This is a genomic window from Bradyrhizobium sp. MI1.3 (genome assembly GCF_055811695.1).
The window spans coordinates 1-18498 of the sequence record NZ_JBVVPQ010000016.1 but is presented as its reverse complement, the minus strand read 5'-3'; the positions used below and the strand labels follow the sequence as shown (position 1 = coordinate 18498).

Here is an 18498-nt window from a genome sequence, read left to right as displayed (position 1 = left end):
CAGACGGCCGCCAGGCTCGCGAAAAGGCTGAAGGACTTTTTCACCGCGATCTTTACGCCTCAGAAGTCCAGCTTGTCGCGTACGGCGTCAATTCCGGCTTTCGCGCACGCTTCGTCCGCGTCGCCGCCCGGAGCGCCGGACACGCCGATCGCGCCGACCAGGGAGCCGCCGGCTTCGACGATCAGTCCTCCGGCGATGACGACCGCTCCGGGAAGGTTGCGAATGCCCGCCTGCATCATGCCCGGCTGGCTGATCGCGTTCAGCTCGGTCGTGCTGGTCTTGAACGAGGCGGCTTTCCACGCCTTGCCTGCTGCCGTCGAGGGCGTGTGAGGACCTGCAAAGCGGTCGCGCAACATCACTTGCGTGACGCCGAAGCGATCGACGACGGCAACTGCAACCTGGTATCCACGGGTGCGGCAGTTCGCCAACGCAGCGCGCGCAAGATCGAGCGCCAGTTCCGGACCGAGCGATTTGTAGGCGACCAGACCTTCCTCCGCCCGCAGTGGGCAGATGGACACAATCAGCAGGGCCGTCGCGACCGACAGGCATCGAACGTTCATGGCAATCTCCGGCATAGGTGACCAAACGCCTATTTGGTCTCACCATATGTCAGATCATCGAACAGGGTCACGCTATCTGCCTTGGTCCACAGGCCGATCATGCCGGCGTCCGGAATGGTGGCGTCTTCCACCTCGAACAATTGCTTTCCGTCATAGCTCACCTTGAACCGACGTCCTGCGAAGTCGCAGCGCAGCACGTGCCATTGCCCGGATGACACCGGCGCGCTGACGCCATAGCCGCCTTTGCGACCCACGATCTCAAGCGACATTCGAACGCCCTTGATCGTCTTGTACAGCACGACATTGTCCTCCAGCGCGTTAGCCCGGACCACGTAGTAATTATCGGCATCCTTCGCACGCCAGATAACTCCCGCGGCGCGATCCTCGGAGCCGGCGACGGCCTTGAATTTCACCTCGACAAAGCCGTCGCGGATGGCCGTATCGCGCTTGATGGCGAGGGGAAACGTCGCCCGTCCCGATTGCTTGAGAACGTTCGGCTTGCTGGGCGCCGTCGCCTCGGCTTCCACGGTCCATTTCGGCTGTCCTTTGCCGGTCATCGTCAAGGTCCATCCGTCGGGCGACGTTCCGGCAGCAGCGTTGTCGAAATTCAGGGTCTCGGCCATGGCGTTCCCTCCCACGAATAAAACCAGCATGGATGCCAGCGCAAGCTTGCCCATGAGCTTGTTCATGTGCGTGTCCATGCATCAGCCCTTCGTGCTCGCCGTCTTGTCGAGCGCCGCACGGAGGCCCTCTGCGAGCTTGAGGGCATCGTCGTTGGCCCAGAAGTGCATGAAGAAGAGCCGCGGCTGTTCGTCCAGCATGTGGCTGTGCAGCGCGGTTACCTCGATTCCGTGCGTTCGAAGCGCCAGGATGACCGGGTTCACCTCGTCGCTGGTCAGCACGAAGTCGCCGGTGATGGCCGCCCTGCCCGTGCCCGTCGGTTGGAAATTGATGGCGATCGCGACGCCCATCGCGGCGACGGGGGTCAGCAACATGCCGTCTTCCGTGACGGGGTCGCGCCGCTTCACGTTGAACTGGTAGACGCCGCCATTCGCTTTCCCGTTCACTCCGATGATCTGGTCAAGTTTCGCCGTGTCGAGGTCGATGGCGGGCGGCGGGTTCGCCGGCGCCGTGACCGTCAGCGGGGTCTTGCTTTCGGCCAGGGCATCATGGAGCGCCGAGGCCAGTTTGACGGGATCGCCGTGTCCGGCGACGTGCATGTAGAACGTGGCCGGGCTCGCGCGCAGCAGATGATTGTGCACGGCTGTGATCTCGAGCCCGCTCGCAATCATTTTCGCCATCACGGGATTGATCTCGGTCTCGAGCAGCACGAGGTCGCCCATGATCATTGCGCCGCCATGCGCAGGCTTGAACGCGATCCAGCCGCCAAGAGCCAGCGCCGGCTTGATCGCAACCCCGTCCAACGTCACGGAGAGATCGCTGCGGGGAAAGCCGTAACGGCGGACGTCGTCCGAGACGGCGGGCTTGCGGCCCAGGGTCTCGTCCACCTTCTGCCAGTCGGCATCTTGGGCATATGCCGGGACGAATGGACCGAAGCGAAATGCAAGAAGACAGATGCCAATGCCGACCACGGCCCAGATGATTCTCTTCATCGTGCTGCTCCCTAGGCTTAGTTTCGCTCTTTGACCTGACCGCTGCTGTCGACGACCAGCGTCACCGCCTTGCCGTTCTTCACCGCCTTTGCGGTGATACCCTCGGCCGTCGACTTGATGTCGCTGACTTGCGCGTAGCCGGCCGCCTGGATCCTGGCGACGAGTTCCTCCTGCGTCAGAGCGTGCACGCTCGACAGCCCGCCCGCGACCGCAAGCAGCAGAACCGTGCGGAAGATTGTTCGTGTTCGCATGACCATTCTCCTGGTTTGTCCTGCCCCAGGTGAAGTCCGTTTCGCGATCTTGCCCTACGCGATACCCACACGGCGCAAGAGGCGGCGGGCATCGATGCGCACAGCGATGCGACCGGCGCGGACGCCGTGCCGAAAAGTCGAGCCGGTCTGACGGATGAAATCGGGGGTATATGATGACATGCTGCGCCCTTGGTGATCAGGACGCGATGCTTGGGCATGTCGCCTCACGGGGAGATCGCATATCCCCGAGCCCCAAGTAAAAGCCCCCGGGCGGGAGCTGTCAACCGGCGGGAGCTTCGGGCTGCCCACCAAAGCCGCCGGCGAACGTCACGAAGAATTCACTGCTCCGCGGAACCGCGCCAGCCACATCTTGAAACTCGCGGACGGCCCCGCTAGTGTCCTTTGCGTGGGGACAAAGCAGACTCCCCGTGAGGCCTCGGTCCAAGCTCTGCGCAGCACGCCATTCGTGGAGCTTGCGCATGGACACCGAACGACACCCTTCTCACCAACACACCGTCGCCATCCTCTCACGCGGAGACGCTGCCGCGCGCCGCGACGCGACGGCACAAAACAGCCGCTTCGCGCAGCTTTTCGAAGCCCTCGCCGCCGTCGGTATCGCGGCGCGCCCGGCGATCTATGATGAAAGTTTCGCCGAGGACGTCCGTGAACAATTGCTCGGGGTGGACGGCGTGCTCGTCTGGGTCAACCCCATTCAAGACGGTCGGGATCGCGCTGGTCTCGACGCATTGCTGCGCGACGTCGCCGCACGGGGCGTGTGGGTCAGCGCTCATCCCGATGTCATCCTCAAGATGGGCACCAAGGAGGTTCTGTATCGTACCCGCTCGATGGGCTGGGGAAGCGACACGACGCTATATCAAACCGCTGCGGCGATGCGCGCCGAGCTGCCGACGCGGCTCGCCGCCGGTCCGCGCGTGATCAAGCGCAACCGGGGCAATGGCGGCCAAGGCGTCTGGAAGGTCGAGAAGCTGCCGGCTTCTCCAATGACAAAGGTGCTGGACGCGACGAAGGACGCGCCTGAGGAACTGACGCTGGATGATTTTGTCCGCCGTTGCGCGGAGTATTTCGAAAATGGCAGCGTGGTCGATCAGCCATTCCAGCCTCGCTTGAGCGAAGGCGTGTTGCGTTGCTACATGGCGGGCGATCGCTGTGCCGGCTTCGGCTATCATAAGGTCAAGGCCCTGGTGGACTCGCCGGCCGCCCGTTCCGAGGCCGGACCACGGCTCTATGCGTCCAACGCAGACCCGCGCTTCCAGCGGCTGCGTCGGTTGATGGAGGACGAGTGGACGCCGCAGCTGACGTCGTTGCTGGATATTGCGCAACTTGACCTGCCTGTGATTTGGGACGCCGACTTCATGCTTGGCCCGGTCCGTCCCGACGGGACCGACAGCTATGTCCTGGGCGAGATCAATGTCAGCTCGGTGCATCCTTATCCGGACGAGGCGCCGGCGGAAATTGCAGTGCGGGTTGCCGATCGGCTCCGGCGCAAGCTTTGACACATGCTCACGGTCCGCGCGCTCAAGCGCTTGCACATCTCCGTTTCATTCGACTTGCAGGACGGCGAATGCGTCGCCCTGCAAGGGCCCTCTGGCGTAGGGAAGACCCAACTCCTTCGCTCGATCGCGGATCTCGATCCCAACGAAGGAATGGTCAAACTGGACGGAACGCTCAGGGAGGCGATGCCTGCCCCGGCCTGGCGCAAGCGAGTGACCTATCTCGCCGCCGAACCGGGCTGGTGGTCCGACATCGTGCAAGACCACTTCAGCGGCTGGGATGATGCCTTACCGTTGGTCACGAGACTGGGGTTGCCGCGCAGTTGCGGTCCCTGGCCGATCCAAAGACTTTCGACCGGCGAGCGACAACGGCTGGGGCTGGTGCGAGCGCTGATGCTGAGGTCGCGGGTTCTTCTCCTGGACGAGCCGACATCGGCCCTCGATTCGGCATCGACGGCGGCCGTTGAATCCTTGATCGCGGAACGCATTTCGAATGGAACGAGTGTCGTCTGGAGCACTCACGACAACGCTCAGGCCCGCCGCGTCGGGTCGCGGGTCCTTGTGATGAATGCCGACGGTGGAATCGAGGAAAATCGGCCGTGAGTTACATTCACTTGGCATACGGCGATTTGGTTCTGCCCGCGCTCCTTGTCGTCATGGATGGCGCGCTCTCGCTTGCTCTCCGCCTCAAGCTTGAAAAGCAGCTGGCCATCGCCACCGTGCGGATGGTGCTTCAGCTGATACTCGTCGGATACGTATTGACGTTCCTGTTTGCCGTGGTCTCGCCGCTCTGGACCGCCCTCGCCGCCTTCATCATGGTTCTCTTCGCATCACGGGAAATCGTCGCTCGGCAAAAGCGACGCCTGCCGGGTATCTGGAGCTATGGCTTAGGGGCGGGATGCATGCTGCTGGCGGCCGGGACCGTCACAATGTTCGCGCTGCTGACGGAGCTACGCCCGGATCCGTGGTATCATCCGCGCTATGCGTTGCCTTTGCTGGGCATGATCCTGGGCAACACCATGACTGGAATAAGCCTGGGCCTGGACGTGCTGACAAATAGCCTGGTGCGCGAACGGGCCGCCGTCGAAGCTTGTCTTGCTCTTGGCGGCACCCGGTATCAGGCGTTGCTGCCGGTCCTGCGGGACGCATTGAGAAGCGGCTTCACGCCAATCATGAACAGCATGGCCGCGATCGGCCTTGTCTCTTTGCCGGGGATGATGACCGGTCAAATCCTTGCAGGCGTCGAACCGATCGACGCCGTCAAGTATCAGCTCTTGATCATGTTCTTGATCGCCGGCGGAACGGGATTGGGAACTCTCGCCGCCGTGACGGGAGGCGCTCGCCTTCTCACCGATCATCGACATCGATTGCGCCTCGATCGAATTCTCACTGCCGAGTAGAATTGCGCGACCTCACATCGACTTCGCGCCACCAAGCTGCACCCTCCGAGCCCACAGCAGCGCCAACGGCCCCAACGCAATTCCGACCGCAAGAACACTGAACGCGAGCAGCCACCCGGTCGCGCTCTGCGGACCGCCGGCTGCGTCGAGCGCGGCGCCGGTGCCCCAGGCGCCGACGGCCGACAGGCCGAAGCCGACCGTCGAATGCAGGGCCAGGGTCGCGCCGCGATGTTCGGTTACGGCCGCGGCCGACATGCCGGCGGTCAACGCGCCGGAATCCGCCGGCACGGTCAGGCCATAGACGAGCAGCAGCAGTGCGAGCACCCAAGCCGGCGCCGTCGCGTTGAGGCCGATGATCAGTGCGACGCAGGCCGACGCGATCATCACGACCGTGATCGCGCGATGGCGGCCGAACTTCAGCGCGGCCTCGTTGCCGAGGATGCTGGCCGGCATCGAGATCACCGCAAAGCAGAAGCTCAGCACGACGGGGCTCAACCACGACGGCGCACCTTGATGCGCGACGACGAAGGTCCAGAACCCGACCAGCCAGGTGCGGATGCCGTAGAGCTCGAAGCAATGGGCGCCGTAGCCGAAGATGTATCCGAGCGCCTCGCGGTTGGCGAAGACAGGCGCGAAGTTCAACAGACGTCCCGCCTTCGGCGCGGGCCGCTGCGCCTGCATCAGAAGGCACGCGACGACCATTGCGATAGGACCGAAGCCGGTGACAAGGAAAGCGGTCCGCCATCCCCAACGGTCGGCGATCACTTGCGCGACCAGGAACGAGAGGCCGACCCCGACCGAGAAGCTCGACGTGTACAGCGTGACGGCGCGCGAGGTGTCGCCAGCCGGAAGCCGGTCTGTCAGCGCCTTCAGGCCCGGCATGTAGGCGCCGGCAAATCCAAGCCCTGCAAGCGACCAGATCGCGGTCGCCGACCAGAACCCCTGCGCGAAAATGCCGAAAGCTGCGGTCGCGAACCCGCTGACGATCGAGCCCCAGAGCAGGACGAGCCGCGCGTCGATCCGATCGGTCAACGTCGTCAGCACGGGCACGGCGAGCATGTAGCCGAACGCGTAACCGCTCGCCATCAAGCCGCCTTCGGCCGCCGACAGGCCCCACGCCGGCATCAGATGCTGCGCCAAGTTCGCGGAGAGCGTCACATGCGGCAGCAGATTGCCGACCTGGCCGATGCACATCACCGCGATCAGGGACCGGCCGCTCAGCTTACGAATGCTGTCCTCCCCCCAGCTCGACACGGCGCACCAACCACAATGGGCAACTCTCCGGCTTCTCCAGCAAGAACTAATGTCATGAACAACCGCACCCCGCGCCACCCGCCTTCTTCGCCGTTTCATCGGCGGCGCAGCAGGCCGATGGCTCTTCCTTCGCCGGCCCGCCGCAGCATCCCGCTGCGGCGTCCGACTCCACGCCGCCACGCGTGCAGACGCCGGTCTCCGGCAGCACGAGCTCCACCCTTGCGGCGGCTTTCTTGTCGCCGGCGAGATCGGCCGCAATCGAGCGCACCTGCTCATATCCTGTCATCATGAGAAAGGTCGGCGCGCGGCCATACGACTTCATGCCCGCCATGTAGAAGCCCGGCTCATCGTGCGCGAGCTCGCGCGCGCCGTGCGGGCGCACCGTGCCGCAGCTGTGCTCGTTGGGATCGATCAGCGGCGCGAGCGCGACCGGTGCCTCGATGGCGGGATCGAGCCGCAGGCGCAATTCGGACAGGAACGAAAAGTCGGGACGAAAGCCGGTCGAGACGATCAACTCGTCGACGATCACGCTTCGCGTGCCGGCCGCGATCTCGAGGCGGCCTTCGGAGTCCGACAGTTGCGTGACGCTGAATTCGGTTTCGACCCTGATCTTCCCGGCGGCCACGCGCGCGGCGAAGGTGGAGCCGAGCTCTCCGCGTGCAGCGAGCTTGTCATTCCGGCCGCCGCCAAAAGACTTGGCGGGATCGGCGCCCCGCAACAGCCAGATCGCTTGCGTCCCCGGCACCTCGCCCGCGAGATGCACGAGATCAATCAGCGTGCCCACCGCGGAGTGGCCAGCGCCGAGCACCGCGACGGTCTTGCCGGCATATCTGGCGCGCCCGGCACCCCGGACATCGGGCATGCCATAGGCGATGTGGCCGGCGCATTCACGCTCGCCGATCGCGGGCAGACCATTACCTCCGGCGGGATTGGGCGAGAACCATGTGCCTGATGTATCGATCACGGCATCCGCGCGCAGCACTTCGGGGCCCTTGCCGTTCTGGTAGCGGATTTCGAACGGCGCCTGCTCACGCCCCTTCGTCTTCGCCTTATCGAAGCCGACGCGGCTGATGGCCGAGACGCGGCTGGACGTCCGGATCACCTCGCGCAGTGGCGTTCGCGTCGCGAGCGGCGTCAGATATCGATCGAGCAGTTCGACACCAGTCGGATAGGAGCCCGGGTCCGGCGAATTCCATCCCGTCGGCGCCAGCAGGCGCGCCGCGGCCTTGTCGATGTTATATTCCCACGGTGAGAAGAGCTGGACCTGCTGCCACTGGCGCACCGCGTGCCCGGCTTCGGATCCTGCCTCCAGCACGAGGGGTGACATGCCACGCTCCAGGACGTGCGCAGCTGCTGCGAGGCCGACAGGCCCTGCCCCGACGATGGCGACCCTCTTAGCGTTCATTCGGCTTCTCCCATATTTCTAGAATAATCGAACAATATCAGCCAAAAAGGATCACGCCGCGGTTTGCGTCGTCTTGCATCCGACTTCGTCTGCGCAGCACTCCGCCGCCAGGAAATCGACCAGACCCCGCATCGCGTCGAAGTTTGCGTGGCAGATCAGCGTGGTCGATTCCCGGACCTGACTGACGAGCCCGACCGAGACCAGGGTCTTGATGTGATGCGACAGCGTCGATGCCGGGATCTTCAGCTTGTCCTGCAACCGACCGACGGGCATGCCGGAGTGTCCGGCCCGGACCAGGGCACGATAAATCTGGAGTCGCGTCCGGTTGCCCAGGGCTTCAAGGCGTGCTGCTGCGTCATCGATCTTCATGCGTGCCACGATGTGCCGGCGGATGCCAAACTGTCAAACCATATTTCTGGAATGTTCGAAATACGGGCTGGGTCGCCCAGGGGGAATTCCGGATTGACGCGCTTCAATTACTTCCATAAATCTGGATATATGGAAACGGAAGAAGCTGTCCTCGCGCTCGCCGCCCTGGCCCAGTCGACCCGTCTGGAGGCCTTCCGCGCACTGGTCAGGCACGAGCCTGATGGTCTCGCTGCGGGCGATCTCGCACGGCTGTTGGAGGTCCCTCAGAACACGCTCTCGGCGCATTTGTCGATCCTGACGCGCGCGCGCCTCGTCACCTCGGAGCGGCACAGCCGTTCGATCGTCTACCGCGCCAACCTCACCGAATTCCGGGACGTCGCGGTCTTCCTGCTGCGGGATTGCTGCGGCGGGCGGCCGGAAGTTTGCGAGCCGGTCGTCGAAACCCTGCAAGCCTGCTGCAAGCCAAGACGCAAGGAGCGAAGCCGTGCCTGATCAATTCGATCTTCCGCGCCGCCTCGCGGCCGAGGCGCTCGGTACGGGCATTCTCGTCGCCACGGTGGTCGGCTCCGGCATTATGGCGGAATCCTTGACCAAGGATGTCGCGCTTGCGCTTCTCTGCAACACGTTGCCGACCGGCGCCATTCTGGTCGTCCTGATCACCGTGCTCGGACCGATCTCCGGCGCGCATTTCAATCCGGCGGTCACGCTGGTCTTCACCGGCAAGCGCGAGCTGCCGGTCAACGAGGCCGCACTTTACGTCGTCGCGCAGATCGCTGGCGGCATCGCGGGAACGATGGCGGCGCATCCGATGTTCGGACTGCCGCTGATCGATCTCTCGACGAAAATGCGAACCGGAGGACCGCAATGGTTCGCCGAAGCCGTCGCTGCTTTCGGTCTGGTCGTCACAATCCTGGCCGGCATCCGGTTTCAGCGGACTGCCGTCCCCTGGCTGGTCGGCCTGTACATCACGGCGGCCTATTGGTTCACGGCTTCGACCTCATTCGCCAATCCGGCAGTGGCCATCGCAAGGTCGCTGACAAACACGTTCTCGGGCATACGTCCCACCGACCTGCCCGGATTCATTCTCGCGGAGCTGTGCGGAGCCTTTGCCGGCATGCTGTTGATGAATTGGTTGCTCGGACGGCCCCAGGCGCAAGGCCCCATCCCAATCGCGGAGACTACCTCATGAGCGTCACGATCTATCACAACCCCGCCTGCGGCACCTCGCGCAACACGTTGGCGATGATCCGGCAGAGCGGCGTCGAACCCGTCTTGATCGAATATCTGAAGACGCCACCATCCCGCCAAACGCTTGTCGAGCTCATCAAGGCCCTGGGCATCTCCGCTCGCGCGCTGCTGCGCGAGAAAGGCACGCCCTACAAGGAGCTCGGCCTCGACGACCCCAAATGGTCCGACGACGAGCTGATCGACCAGATGCTCGCGCATCCCATCCTGATCAACCGTCCGATCGTGGTGACGCCCAAGGGCACACGCCTGTGTCGTCCCTCGGAAGCCGTCATCGATCTCCTGGACAACCCCGTCGGCCGGTTCGTGAAGGAGGATGGCGAGGTGGTCGAAGCGCGATGATTGCCGACATGGCCTCGCTCGCGTTTGCCTCGACTTAAAACTTCAGGATCGTGCGCAGTCCGAAAACCGAGGCATTTCGCAATGCCCTTCCCGGCAGCGGACTCGCCGGAGCCGTCGCGCCGCCACCGGGATGGACGATGTATTGAAAGTTCGGCTGAACGGTCCAGCCATCCTTGATCTGGTATTGATAGACGGCCGTGAGCAGCCCCTCGAAGCTTCGCACCGGCCAGCGCGGGTCGACCAACCTGGCATAATCGGCGTCAAGCGTCTGGGCCCGCTTTGAGACATGCGCATATCCGGCGGCAATGCCGAACTTGTCGTCGGGGCGCGCATTGCTAAGCCCGATCAGCTCGACGCCGCCATCTGCATAGACATCGACCAGATTACGGTCAGCCGGCGCGCCCGACACGCGTGCGAAAATGCCGATGCCCCGATCGTCGCTGTTCGGCACCCGATAAATCTGCTGCTCGAAGACCGCCCAGGCTCCAATATCGCCCGACAAGAGCCGTGGTTCCCCGCTGCTCGTTGGCGCGGCCAGCGAGACGCCGTTGGATGCGAAGCGCTGATCCCCGAACGATCCGAAATGACGCCAGCCACCGACCTTGAACTGGCCGGTCAAGTTCGGGTCACCCTTCCTGTTGTTCCAGGCATATTGAACCTGGCCGAGCAGGAGCGGCGGATCGTTGACCCGGAAATTGACGCCATACCGGTTACGCTCCTGCGGATCGCCGGGACCGGGACCGGCCTGGTCGCCGTCGAAAATCGCGCCAAGGATGGACAACTGCTCTGTCACGTTCCACAGGAGGCGCGCGCCCATGGCCGCCAAAGGCGGCGACGGCCCGCCGCTTGGCAAAGCAAGCGACGTGATCGCCGGCCAGCCCATCGAGGCGTTGGTGAAAACATCCGTGTACTTGGTATTGAAGAACTCGCTGTCGGCCGCCAGCTGTCCGAGCTTGAGCGATAGTTTCTTGTCGCCCCATTGCTTCTCGAAATAGGCCTCGTAGAGTCGCGTCGAGGGCAACGCTTCGATCCCGCTGACGACGAAGAAATTCTGCAGATTCGAGCGCGAGAGGCCGTCGCCGTGGATCTGAAACATGTTGGCGTGAAAGGTCAGCTTGTCGATGCCGACGAGCTTTTCGAAATCCAGATCGACGGCGAGATTGAGCCTGCCTTCGTAGACCGCACCTTTCTTCAGACCGCCGGTCGGATTTCCGAGCACCTCGCCGATATAGGTGGCCGCAAACTTCACCCCGTACTTTTGCCAGGGGTTCGGCAGCAGCCCGAGCGTTTTCTCCGCGACCGTGCTCTCGCCGGTGTCGGGATCGGCAGGCTTGTCGTCGTCGGTTTTCTTGTCTTCCTGAGCCACGGACTGGGCAGCCGCAACCAGGCAAGCCGCAACGATCAACGCCCGCATCGAATGCCTGATTGCTCTGGCGGCCACGCTCACCTCCCGAGCGATCAATGACGCACGCCGCAGCCCGACATTCAAGCCGGTCGTCGACCAATGTGAGCCGGCGCGGCAATCCTGTTCCCGCGCGCGGCACTATGTTCACTTCTATACTTTCGATCGTCAGATCTTCGGGATCTTCGCCCGCTCCACCACGCCGGTCCATTTGCTGATCTCGGTCTCGATCAGCGTCTTCATCTCCTCCGGCGAGCTGCCGCGAACCTCGCCGCCAACGGCGATCTCCAGACGCTGCTTGAGGTCGGGATCCCTAAGAGCGTCCAACGTCGCCGCATTGAGTGCGGCCATGATGGCGGGCGGCGTTCCCTTCGGCGCCAGCAGGCCTGCCCAGGTGCGGACGTCATATCCCTTGATACCGGCTTCCTGAACCGTTGGCACATCGGGCAGCAATGCGGTGCGCGTCGGCGAGGTCACCGCCAGGCCGCGAATCGCACCGCCCTGGATCTGCGCGGCGAGCAGGACCGGGGTGCCGACGATCACCGGAACCTCTCCGCCGAGCAGCGCAGTGACCGCTTGAGAATCGCCGCGATAGGGCACGTGCACGATCTCGACGCCGGCGGCTGCGTTCAACAGCTCTCCTGCCAGATGATGCGTGCTGCCGAAACCGACCGATCCGAAGGAGAGCGCGCCCGGCTTCTGCTTTGCCATGGCCACGAGCTCGCCCAGCGATTTTGCCGGATAATCGCTACGCACGGCAATGACGAGCGCGTAATAGACCAGCGTTGAGATCATCTCGAAGCTCTCGGCCGGTTGGTAGGCCAGGCTCTTGTAGGTCGCCGCGGAAATGGCGTGAGCGCCGGTGACGAGCCCGATCGTGTAGCCGTCGGGCGCCGCTTTCGCGATGGCATCCGCGGCGATGTTGCCGCCGGCACCGGGCTTGGCCTCGACGATGATCGGTTGTCCGAGCTTCTTCGAGAGCCCGTCGGCGATGATGCGCGACAGCGTGTCGGCCGCGCCGCCGGCGGCAAATCCATGCAGCAGCCGGATCGGGCGCGACGGATAATTGTCCGCCGACGCCGAAGTGATTGCTAAAAAACCGCCAAACAGAAAAATCGCCGCAGCAAGCCGCTTCATCCTTCGCATGGATGCGTCCTCCCTTTTGATTGTTCTATCGTTGGCCGCAGCGAGGCGGCGTTCTTCAAGTCGAGTTTGAATCTGCTAGCGGGCGAACTCCGTGCATTCAGGCGATGGCGGCATGCCCCAAACGTCGCGCGGCAGACCGACCCAGACTTTTGGCCGCTGCGGTCGATCGCGATGCCAGGGACGCGGCTCGAAATAGCCGAGCGCCTCGTCGGTCATGCGGTCGAGGTCGAAGAACAGCTCGACCAGATGCCCGTCGGGATTGCGGTGATAGATCGCCGTGTTGTGGCCGGGGCCGTGACGTACCGGTCCCCAGAGCACCGGGAGCTTATGTCGGGCGAGATGGTCGCACGCCTGCTGCATGTGGGTCGGCCCCCGCAGCTCGAACGCGACATGATGCAGGCCGCGGCCGGGCGCGCGCGCGAAGTTCAGCGTGTGATGTTCATAGCCGCTGCGCATGAAGACGAAGCGGTCCTCGATCCAGTCGGAGACCCGCAGGCCCATCATGTTCGCGTAGAACTCAGAGGCCGCGCGCGGATCGGGCGTACCAAGCGCGACATGGCCGAGCTTGCTGACGGCAAGCGCAGCGATCCGCTCCTGCGCGGGCGTCGGCGTCCAGCCCTGGATCAACTCGAAGCGCGTGCCTTCGGGATCGCTGAACGACAGCAGCCTGGAAACGCCAGGCAGGGGATCGCTCTGAAGTTCGGGCCGCAGATCGGCCTGCTTCAGCGCGGCGCCGAGCGCCTCGATCTGGACATCAGGCGATATCTCGAAGGCGATGCTCGTCAACGCCGCGTCGCCGGGTTCGATCACCAGCGAAAGCTGCTCGGCATCGTTGGCGAGGAAGATGCGGTTGCCGTCGCGGCCGACGAGGCCAAGACCGATCACGGCGCGGTAATAGTCGAGCAACCGCTCGGGATCGGGCGAGGCAAAGCTCGCGTGCCGCAGCCGGGTGAAGCGTGCAATGGGTGCTTGTGTCGTCATCGTGCAATCCACCCCCTCATGGCGTCATGATGATCTTGCCGAGCGCCGAGCCCTGCTCGAGCAGCGTGTGGGCCTGCCTGACCTCGTCGAGTTTCAGGACCGCCGAGATCGCCGGCTTGATCGCATTGCGGCTCAGCGCGTCGATCACGTTGCGCATGAGCGCGCGACGCTCGTCGCGATCGTGGTCGTAGATGTGGAATGAGAAGCAGCGTATCGCCGGGCAGATGTCGAGATGGTCGCGCATCGCCGCCATCAGGTTTTCCTCCGGCAATCCGGCGAAGGCGTTGTACGACAGCAGCGTCCCCCATTTGCCGAGCGCGCCGAGATAGCCGGTGAACTCGGGCCCACAGACGTGATCGAGCACGAGGCCAACGCCCTCGCCATTGGTCAGCTCGCGGGTCCGCGCCACCACGTCTTCGCGGCGGTAGTAGATGACATGATCGGCCCCGTTGCCCCGCGCAAATGCGGCCTTCTCTTCGGTGGAGACCGTGCCGATGACTTTCATCTGCGCGAGCTTGGCGAGCTGCACCAGCGCAGTGCCGACACCACCCGCCGCCCCGATCACCAGCACGCTCGCCGGTGCGCGCGGATGGCGGCACTCGTGCAGCAGCGCGTAGGCGACCTGGTAGTTCGACAGGCACACGGCCGCTTGCAGATCGACATTGTCGGGCAGCGCATGAATGGCGTCGGCGGGCGCGACCACATAGTCGGCGTAGCAGCCGCCGCGCTGCGACAGGTCGCGTGCGCTCAGCAGCACCTTCTGGCCGACCGCAAACCCCTCGACGCCAGACCCGAGCGCGGCAATGCGGCCGGCGACGTCGTTGCCGGGATTAGCCGGCAGCGGCGGCATCCATTTGTAGACGCCACGCCGGATCAGCACATCGGGCTGCCCCACGCCGAATGCTTCGGCGCGGATCTGCACCTGGCCGGGTCCGGGCATAGGCACCGGAAGCTCGACCAGTTCGAGTGCATCCGGCCCACCCGGCTGACGCACCAGCACCGCTCTCATGATGTCACACGCCTCCCAAGCCATATTTTCGAAAATAATACCGTTTACGAAAATTATTGCAAGATGGTCGTTGGCGCGGCATGTTGAGCCATCGATTCAATGACAGAAACCATGTCCGAAAGCGCCATTCGCCCCCGCAAGGAATTCGGCAAGACCGTTGCCGCCGACATCACCCATCGGCTGCGCGAGGAGATCATTGCCTGCGGCCTGGCGCCGGGCGAACCGCTACGGTTCGACGTCCTGCGCGAACGATTCGGCGTCAGTTTCACGACGCTGCGCGAGGCACTGACGGCGCTTACCGCCGAAGGCTTGGTCGACGCGCAGGAGCAGCGCGGGTTTCGCGTGGCGCCGGTCAGCCGCCAGGATCTGGTGGAGGTCACCGATGCGCGGGTGTTGATCGAGGTGGAATTGATCCGCCGCGCGATCGAGCGGGGCGACGACGATTGGGAAATCGCCGTCATCTCGACACTGCATAGATTGAAGCGAATCGAGCAGCGCGATCCCGAACATCCGCTGCGCGATCCCGAATGGAAGATCGCCCACCGCCAATTCCACCAGGCCCTGGTGTCCGCCTGCGGCTCCGCGACACTGCTGGCCATTCGCGGCGATCTGTTCGATCGCGCCGAGCGCTATCGGCATCTGTCGGCCAATTTCCGGCCGCGTCCGCGCGACAAGGCCGGCGAGCACCAGGCGATCATGCAGGCCGCGATCTCGCGCAATCCGGATCTCGCGGTGCAGCTGATCGAGACGCATATCCGCACCACGGCTGACAACGTCGCGACCTACGCCGGGCACCTGCTCGACACCGAATAGGCGGCACGCTTTTTATCACCGTGGGCTTGCGTTTCACCACATTTTCGAAAATAATGAGCAAGATCGAAAATGCCAACCTTTGGGGCGAGACCATGAAGCTGCTGTCATTCTTGGACGGAAATCGGGAAAGCTGGGGCGCCGTTGTCGAAAATGGCGTCGTGGATCTCGGCCGCGCCCTGCCCCAATACCCTGTTCTCGCGGACTTCCTCGGCAGCGACGACTATGCGCGGCGCGAGGCCATCGTCGCCGGGCACAAGCCCACGATGGCGCTAAGCGACGTCAAATACCTGCCGGTGATCCCGCGTCCGGAGAAGATCGTCTGCGCCGTGCGCAATTATCTCGACCACCACAATGAAGCCGTGGCGTTCGGCATGAAGCGCGAGATCACGGAATTTCCGCCGATCTTCCTCCGGGTCTGGCGCTCCCAGGTCGCGCACAACGCGCCGGTAATCCGGCCGAAGGTCTCGGACAATTTCGACTGGGAGGGCGAGCTTGCCGTCGTCATCGGCAAGGGCGGCCGTCACATCAGCCAGGCTGACGCCTGGGATCACGTGGCGGGCTACTCGATCTACAACGACGTCAGCGTGCGTGACTGGCAGCGTCACGCCCAGCAGATCGCCTCCGGCAAGAACTTCGTCGGCACCGGCCCGTTCGGTCCCTGGCTGGTCACGCCGGACGAGATCGGCGATCCCACCAAATTGAAGCTCGAGACGCGCGTCAACGGTGCGGTGGTGCAATCCTCCGACACCTCGATGCTGATCTTCTCGATCCCGCGGCTGATCGAGTACAGCTCGACCATCTTCGACCTCGTCCCCGGCGACGTCATCGCCACCGGCACGCCGGCCGGCGTGGGCTTCACCCGCAAGCCGCCGGTCTTCCTCAAGCCCGGCGACGTGGTCGAGGTCGAGATCGAGAACATCGGCGTGCTGCGCAATCCCGTCGTCGACGAAGCCTAGAGTCAGCGCATGTCCTCCCAAGAGGTGGTTCAAGACATGTCCCATGACATCCGCAAGACCGCGCTCAGCGTCGAGACCATCTGGCACGAACGCGGTCCCCGGCTGGAGATGCCGCTGCTGGTCGGAACGGCCATCGCGGTCATCCGCAATCCGTTTTCGGGCCGCTTCGAACCCGACCTGATGCCGTTTCAGGCATCCTTGCGCGAGCTCGGGCGCGAGCTCGCAACGCGGCTGATCGCGCAGCTCGGCGGTGCCGCGCAGATAGAAGCCTATGGCAAGGGCATCATCATCGGCGAGGACGGCGAGCTCGAGCACGGTGCGGTCTGGCACGAGGCCGGCGGCCAGGGCATCCGCGAGGTGCTCGGTCAGCCCAAGGCGATCGTTCCGGCGGCGAAGACCATCGGCGGTCCGGGCACGCGGCTCATGGTTCCGCTCGGGCACATTCACGCCGCCTATGTCCGCAGCCATTTCGGCACCGCGGAGATGACGCTGTGGGATTCACCACGGCGCGACGAGATCGCCTTCGGGCTCGTGATGGCCACCGGCGGCCGGCCTCACGCGCGCATCGGGGGCCTCGCGGCTTCCGCGATCTCCGTGCACGACGGACAGCGCTGACGGGCGCACGATGCGCTGAAGGATTTTGTCGGAAACCTGCTGAAGCAGCGCGCTAGACCGACGCAATCAAGCGCCGGCGCACTGCCGTAAAATGATCAACCCTTCAAACGATCAGCCCTTGGAGACGACCGCGCGGCCGTAGGGCGGCTGGGCCGCGACCGGCGGGTTGGCGGTCTGGGCGGCGAGCTCGCCGATGAGGCGGTCGGCATCGGCGGCCATGCCGTCGGGCGCCTGGATCACCAGCCGCTCCAGACCCCAGCGATAGGACGAGACGCGCTGCTCGAGGCACTGCTGCACCCACTGGATGATCAGCGAATTCTCCTGCATGCGCTCGATCGCGTCCTCTTTCTCCTGCGGCGAGAGGGAAGAGACACGCGCCATGCTGGCATTGCGCTTCTTGTCGAGGTCGATGACGCGGATCGCGGAGGCGAAGAACGGCTCGAAGCGGGTGATGTCGTTGCGCACGTCCTCCATCAGCTGCGTATAGCGCGAAGAATGCGAACGGTGCGGCTCGTCGATCAGCGTGCGACCGTACATGGTGCGGTCGAACACGATCTTTTGCCGCCAGGGCGAGGGCAGCGCCTTGTAGTCGCCGAACACGCTCTTCCAGGCGGGCCGCGACAATGGCGGCTCTATCAGGGGATAGGCGAGGTCGCGAAGCTGGCGCTCCTCGTCGGTGAGCTGGAATTGGGATGGCTTCAGGCCAACGCTGGAGGTGACTTCCGCGCCCAGCCAGCGATGCATGTCGTCGCTGCGCATGTCGGCGCGGGTGCGGCCGAAATCGCCGCCGCTACAGGCGGCAAGCGTCGCACCCAGCAGTGCGAGCATGATGGCCGTTACGACGGGCCGGATCTGGCGGAGGTTCTCCGGCATTGCAAAGGCCGAAGGCTAACGGCGACGACGACGGCGCCCCGGCGCTGTGCCCTGCTCCGGCCCGTGATTGCCGCTTGGCTCGTCGCTCTCGCGCTCGATGCGGATCACGGGAAGGATCAAAATCGTGCCCATGTCCGCGCGCGGAGCCACGTCCCCCGACGCGCTCACCCGGCGACCGGCCGGAAATTCGATGATGGTCCCCATATCAGCTCTCTTCAATTGCCGCGCGACCCGGCGCGCCTCTGCAACATGCATTCATTAAGATCAGTTCATGGTTAACGGGGTGTAAACGTGCCGGCGGGACCGTAACCGCACGGGCGCGACCCGCCGTCCCGTTGCGGCACGAGAACGCTTCAAAGCAAGCGTTCGGCTTCACGCCTCGTTTTCCTTAACGAGCCTTTAAAGGAGCCCGCGATAGGCTGGCGGCGAGTATCTCTTCCAGGTCGCGTATCTCTCCATGACCAAGTCGTTGTTTCCAGGATTCGACGGGCTGATGACCCTCTCCCGTCGCGAAGGCGTCGATGTTCGTCCGACGCTGCTGCGCGTGCTGACCGACCTCTATGTCCAGTCGAGCACCCACAGCGACGACGAGCAGCGCCAGTTCGTCGAGCTCGCCACACGACTGATCGACCAGGTCGACGACGCGACGCGCGCGGCGGTCAAGGCCCGGCTTGCGATCTATCCGTCGACGCCCGCCCCGATCATGCAGAAGCTCGGACTGTCAGCCGCGCAGGAGGGACGCAGGGTTCCGCT

22 protein-coding genes and 1 pseudogene are annotated in these 18498 nt (G+C 64.2%); 10 read left to right on the top strand and 13 right to left on the bottom strand.

From position 1 onward, the window contains the following. Positions 1-59: 59 nt before the first annotated feature. Genes AC0L3A_RS14155 through AC0L3A_RS14140 form a run of 4 tightly spaced genes read right to left on the bottom strand, consistent with a single transcriptional unit; the run spans position 60 to position 2424 of the window. The gene (locus tag AC0L3A_RS14155; RefSeq protein WP_473254645.1) at positions 60-560 is read right to left on the bottom strand and encodes a GlcG/HbpS family heme-binding protein; all 501 of its coding nucleotides are present in this window, start codon (positions 558-560) and stop codon (positions 60-62) included. A 29-nt stretch (positions 561-589) separates the two neighbouring features. After that, entirely contained in the window at positions 590-1249 is a 660-nt protein-coding gene (locus AC0L3A_RS14150; RefSeq protein WP_157158569.1) for a hypothetical protein, read from the bottom strand. Between the two features lie 15 nt (positions 1250-1264). Continuing rightward, entirely contained in the window at positions 1265-2173 is a 909-nt protein-coding gene (locus tag AC0L3A_RS14145) for a DUF1259 domain-containing protein (RefSeq protein ID WP_007593472.1), read from the bottom strand. 17 nt (positions 2174-2190) lie between these two features. Next, on the bottom strand, positions 2191-2424 hold the full coding sequence (locus AC0L3A_RS14140) for a hypothetical protein (protein WP_007593473.1): 234 nt from the start codon (positions 2422-2424) through the stop codon (positions 2191-2193). Between the two features lie 479 nt (positions 2425-2903). On the opposite strand from AC0L3A_RS14140, the gene AC0L3A_RS14135 reads away from it, so the two are divergent. From AC0L3A_RS14135 to AC0L3A_RS14125, 3 genes are read left to right on the top strand one after another with little or no spacing between them, the layout of a single operon-like run. Continuing rightward, entirely contained in the window at positions 2904-3938 is a 1035-nt protein-coding gene (locus AC0L3A_RS14135; protein ID WP_473254605.1) for a Cj0069 family protein, read from the top strand. A 3-nt stretch (positions 3939-3941) separates the two neighbouring features. Then, complete coding sequence (locus tag AC0L3A_RS14130) at positions 3942-4538, top strand: ABC transporter ATP-binding protein (RefSeq protein ID WP_354127460.1); 597 nt, start codon at positions 3942-3944, stop codon at positions 4536-4538. Next, on the top strand, positions 4535-5335 hold the full coding sequence (locus AC0L3A_RS14125; RefSeq protein ID WP_473254604.1) for an ABC transporter permease: 801 nt from the start codon (positions 4535-4537) through the stop codon (positions 5333-5335). The genes AC0L3A_RS14130 and AC0L3A_RS14125 overlap by 4 nt, the downstream gene beginning before the upstream one ends. A gap of 12 nt (positions 5336-5347) precedes the next feature. Here the strand turns inward: AC0L3A_RS14125 and AC0L3A_RS14120 are convergent, their stop codons facing one another. The 3 genes from AC0L3A_RS14120 to AC0L3A_RS14110 form a co-directional block, all read right to left on the bottom strand. After that, complete coding sequence (locus AC0L3A_RS14120; protein WP_473254644.1) at positions 5348-6529, bottom strand: MFS transporter; 1182 nt, start codon at positions 6527-6529, stop codon at positions 5348-5350. A gap of 112 nt (positions 6530-6641) precedes the next feature. Next, positions 6642-7994: an NAD(P)-binding domain-containing protein gene (locus AC0L3A_RS14115; RefSeq protein WP_473254603.1), complete on the bottom strand. Its 1353-nt coding sequence runs from the start codon at positions 7992-7994 to the stop codon at positions 6642-6644. Positions 7995-8045: 51 nt separating this feature from the next. Next, positions 8046-8363 (bottom strand): ArsR/SmtB family transcription factor, encoded by a 318-nt coding sequence (locus AC0L3A_RS14110; protein ID WP_007593490.1) that lies wholly within the window; start codon positions 8361-8363, stop codon positions 8046-8048. A 129-nt stretch (positions 8364-8492) separates the two neighbouring features. On the opposite strand from AC0L3A_RS14110, the gene AC0L3A_RS14105 reads away from it, so the two are divergent. From AC0L3A_RS14105 to arsC, 3 genes are read left to right on the top strand one after another with little or no spacing between them, the layout of a single operon-like run. Then, the gene (locus tag AC0L3A_RS14105; RefSeq protein ID WP_219684896.1) at positions 8493-8855 is read left to right on the top strand and encodes an ArsR/SmtB family transcription factor; all 363 of its coding nucleotides are present in this window, start codon (positions 8493-8495) and stop codon (positions 8853-8855) included. After that, a complete protein-coding gene (locus AC0L3A_RS14100; RefSeq protein WP_473254602.1) occupies positions 8848-9552 on the top strand; it encodes an aquaporin in 705 nt (234 codons plus the stop codon). Before AC0L3A_RS14105 ends, AC0L3A_RS14100 begins: the two co-directional genes overlap by 8 nt. Continuing rightward, positions 9549-9950, top strand: a complete 402-nt coding sequence (arsC, locus tag AC0L3A_RS14095) for an arsenate reductase (glutaredoxin) (protein ID WP_473254601.1) — start codon at positions 9549-9551, stop codon at positions 9948-9950. The genes AC0L3A_RS14100 and arsC overlap by 4 nt, the downstream gene beginning before the upstream one ends. Before the next feature lie 34 nt (positions 9951-9984). Here arsC and AC0L3A_RS14090 read toward each other — a convergent pair whose 3' ends face one another. From AC0L3A_RS14090 to AC0L3A_RS14075, 4 genes are all read right to left on the bottom strand, one after another. Next, positions 9985-11391: a carbohydrate porin gene (locus AC0L3A_RS14090; RefSeq protein WP_473254600.1), complete on the bottom strand. Its 1407-nt coding sequence runs from the start codon at positions 11389-11391 to the stop codon at positions 9985-9987. Between the two features lie 129 nt (positions 11392-11520). After that, on the bottom strand, positions 11521-12498 hold the full coding sequence (locus AC0L3A_RS14085) for a tripartite tricarboxylate transporter substrate binding protein (protein ID WP_473254599.1): 978 nt from the start codon (positions 12496-12498) through the stop codon (positions 11521-11523). Positions 12499-12573: 75 nt separating this feature from the next. Beyond that, the gene (locus tag AC0L3A_RS14080; protein WP_473254598.1) at positions 12574-13479 is read right to left on the bottom strand and encodes a VOC family protein; all 906 of its coding nucleotides are present in this window, start codon (positions 13477-13479) and stop codon (positions 12574-12576) included. A 16-nt stretch (positions 13480-13495) separates the two neighbouring features. After that, the gene (locus AC0L3A_RS14075) at positions 13496-14488 is read right to left on the bottom strand and encodes a zinc-dependent alcohol dehydrogenase family protein (protein WP_354127454.1); all 993 of its coding nucleotides are present in this window, start codon (positions 14486-14488) and stop codon (positions 13496-13498) included. A gap of 111 nt (positions 14489-14599) precedes the next feature. Here AC0L3A_RS14075 and AC0L3A_RS14070 point away from each other — a divergent pair, with 111 nt between their 5' ends. The 3 genes from AC0L3A_RS14070 (at position 14600) to AC0L3A_RS14060 (ending at position 16872) form a co-directional block, all read left to right on the top strand. Next, entirely contained in the window at positions 14600-15301 is a 702-nt protein-coding gene (locus tag AC0L3A_RS14070; protein ID WP_035995051.1) for a GntR family transcriptional regulator, read from the top strand. Positions 15302-15393: 92 nt separating this feature from the next. Then, on the top strand, positions 15394-16257 hold the full coding sequence (locus AC0L3A_RS14065; RefSeq protein ID WP_473254643.1) for a fumarylacetoacetate hydrolase family protein: 864 nt from the start codon (positions 15394-15396) through the stop codon (positions 16255-16257). Positions 16258-16293: 36 nt separating this feature from the next. Further along, positions 16294-16872, top strand: coding sequence for an amino acid synthesis family protein (locus AC0L3A_RS14060; protein WP_473254597.1), 579 nt, complete (start codon positions 16294-16296; stop codon positions 16870-16872). Between the two features lie 111 nt (positions 16873-16983). Here AC0L3A_RS14060 and AC0L3A_RS14055 read toward each other — a convergent pair whose 3' ends face one another. Together AC0L3A_RS14055 and AC0L3A_RS14050 are read right to left on the bottom strand one after the other, a co-directional pair. Continuing rightward, positions 16984-17745 carry a hypothetical protein gene (locus tag AC0L3A_RS14055; RefSeq protein ID WP_354127452.1) on the bottom strand — a complete coding sequence of 254 codons (762 nt, stop codon included), beginning with the start codon at positions 17743-17745 and terminating at the stop codon, positions 16984-16986. 15 nt (positions 17746-17760) lie between these two features. Next, positions 17761-17949 carry a hypothetical protein gene (locus AC0L3A_RS14050; protein ID WP_473254596.1) on the bottom strand — a complete coding sequence of 63 codons (189 nt, stop codon included), beginning with the start codon at positions 17947-17949 and terminating at the stop codon, positions 17761-17763. 253 nt (positions 17950-18202) lie between these two features. Between AC0L3A_RS14050 and AC0L3A_RS14045 the strand changes: the two are divergent. Beyond that, positions 18203-18498 (top strand): annotated as a pseudogene (locus AC0L3A_RS14045) (DUF2336 domain-containing protein); the annotation flags it as partial.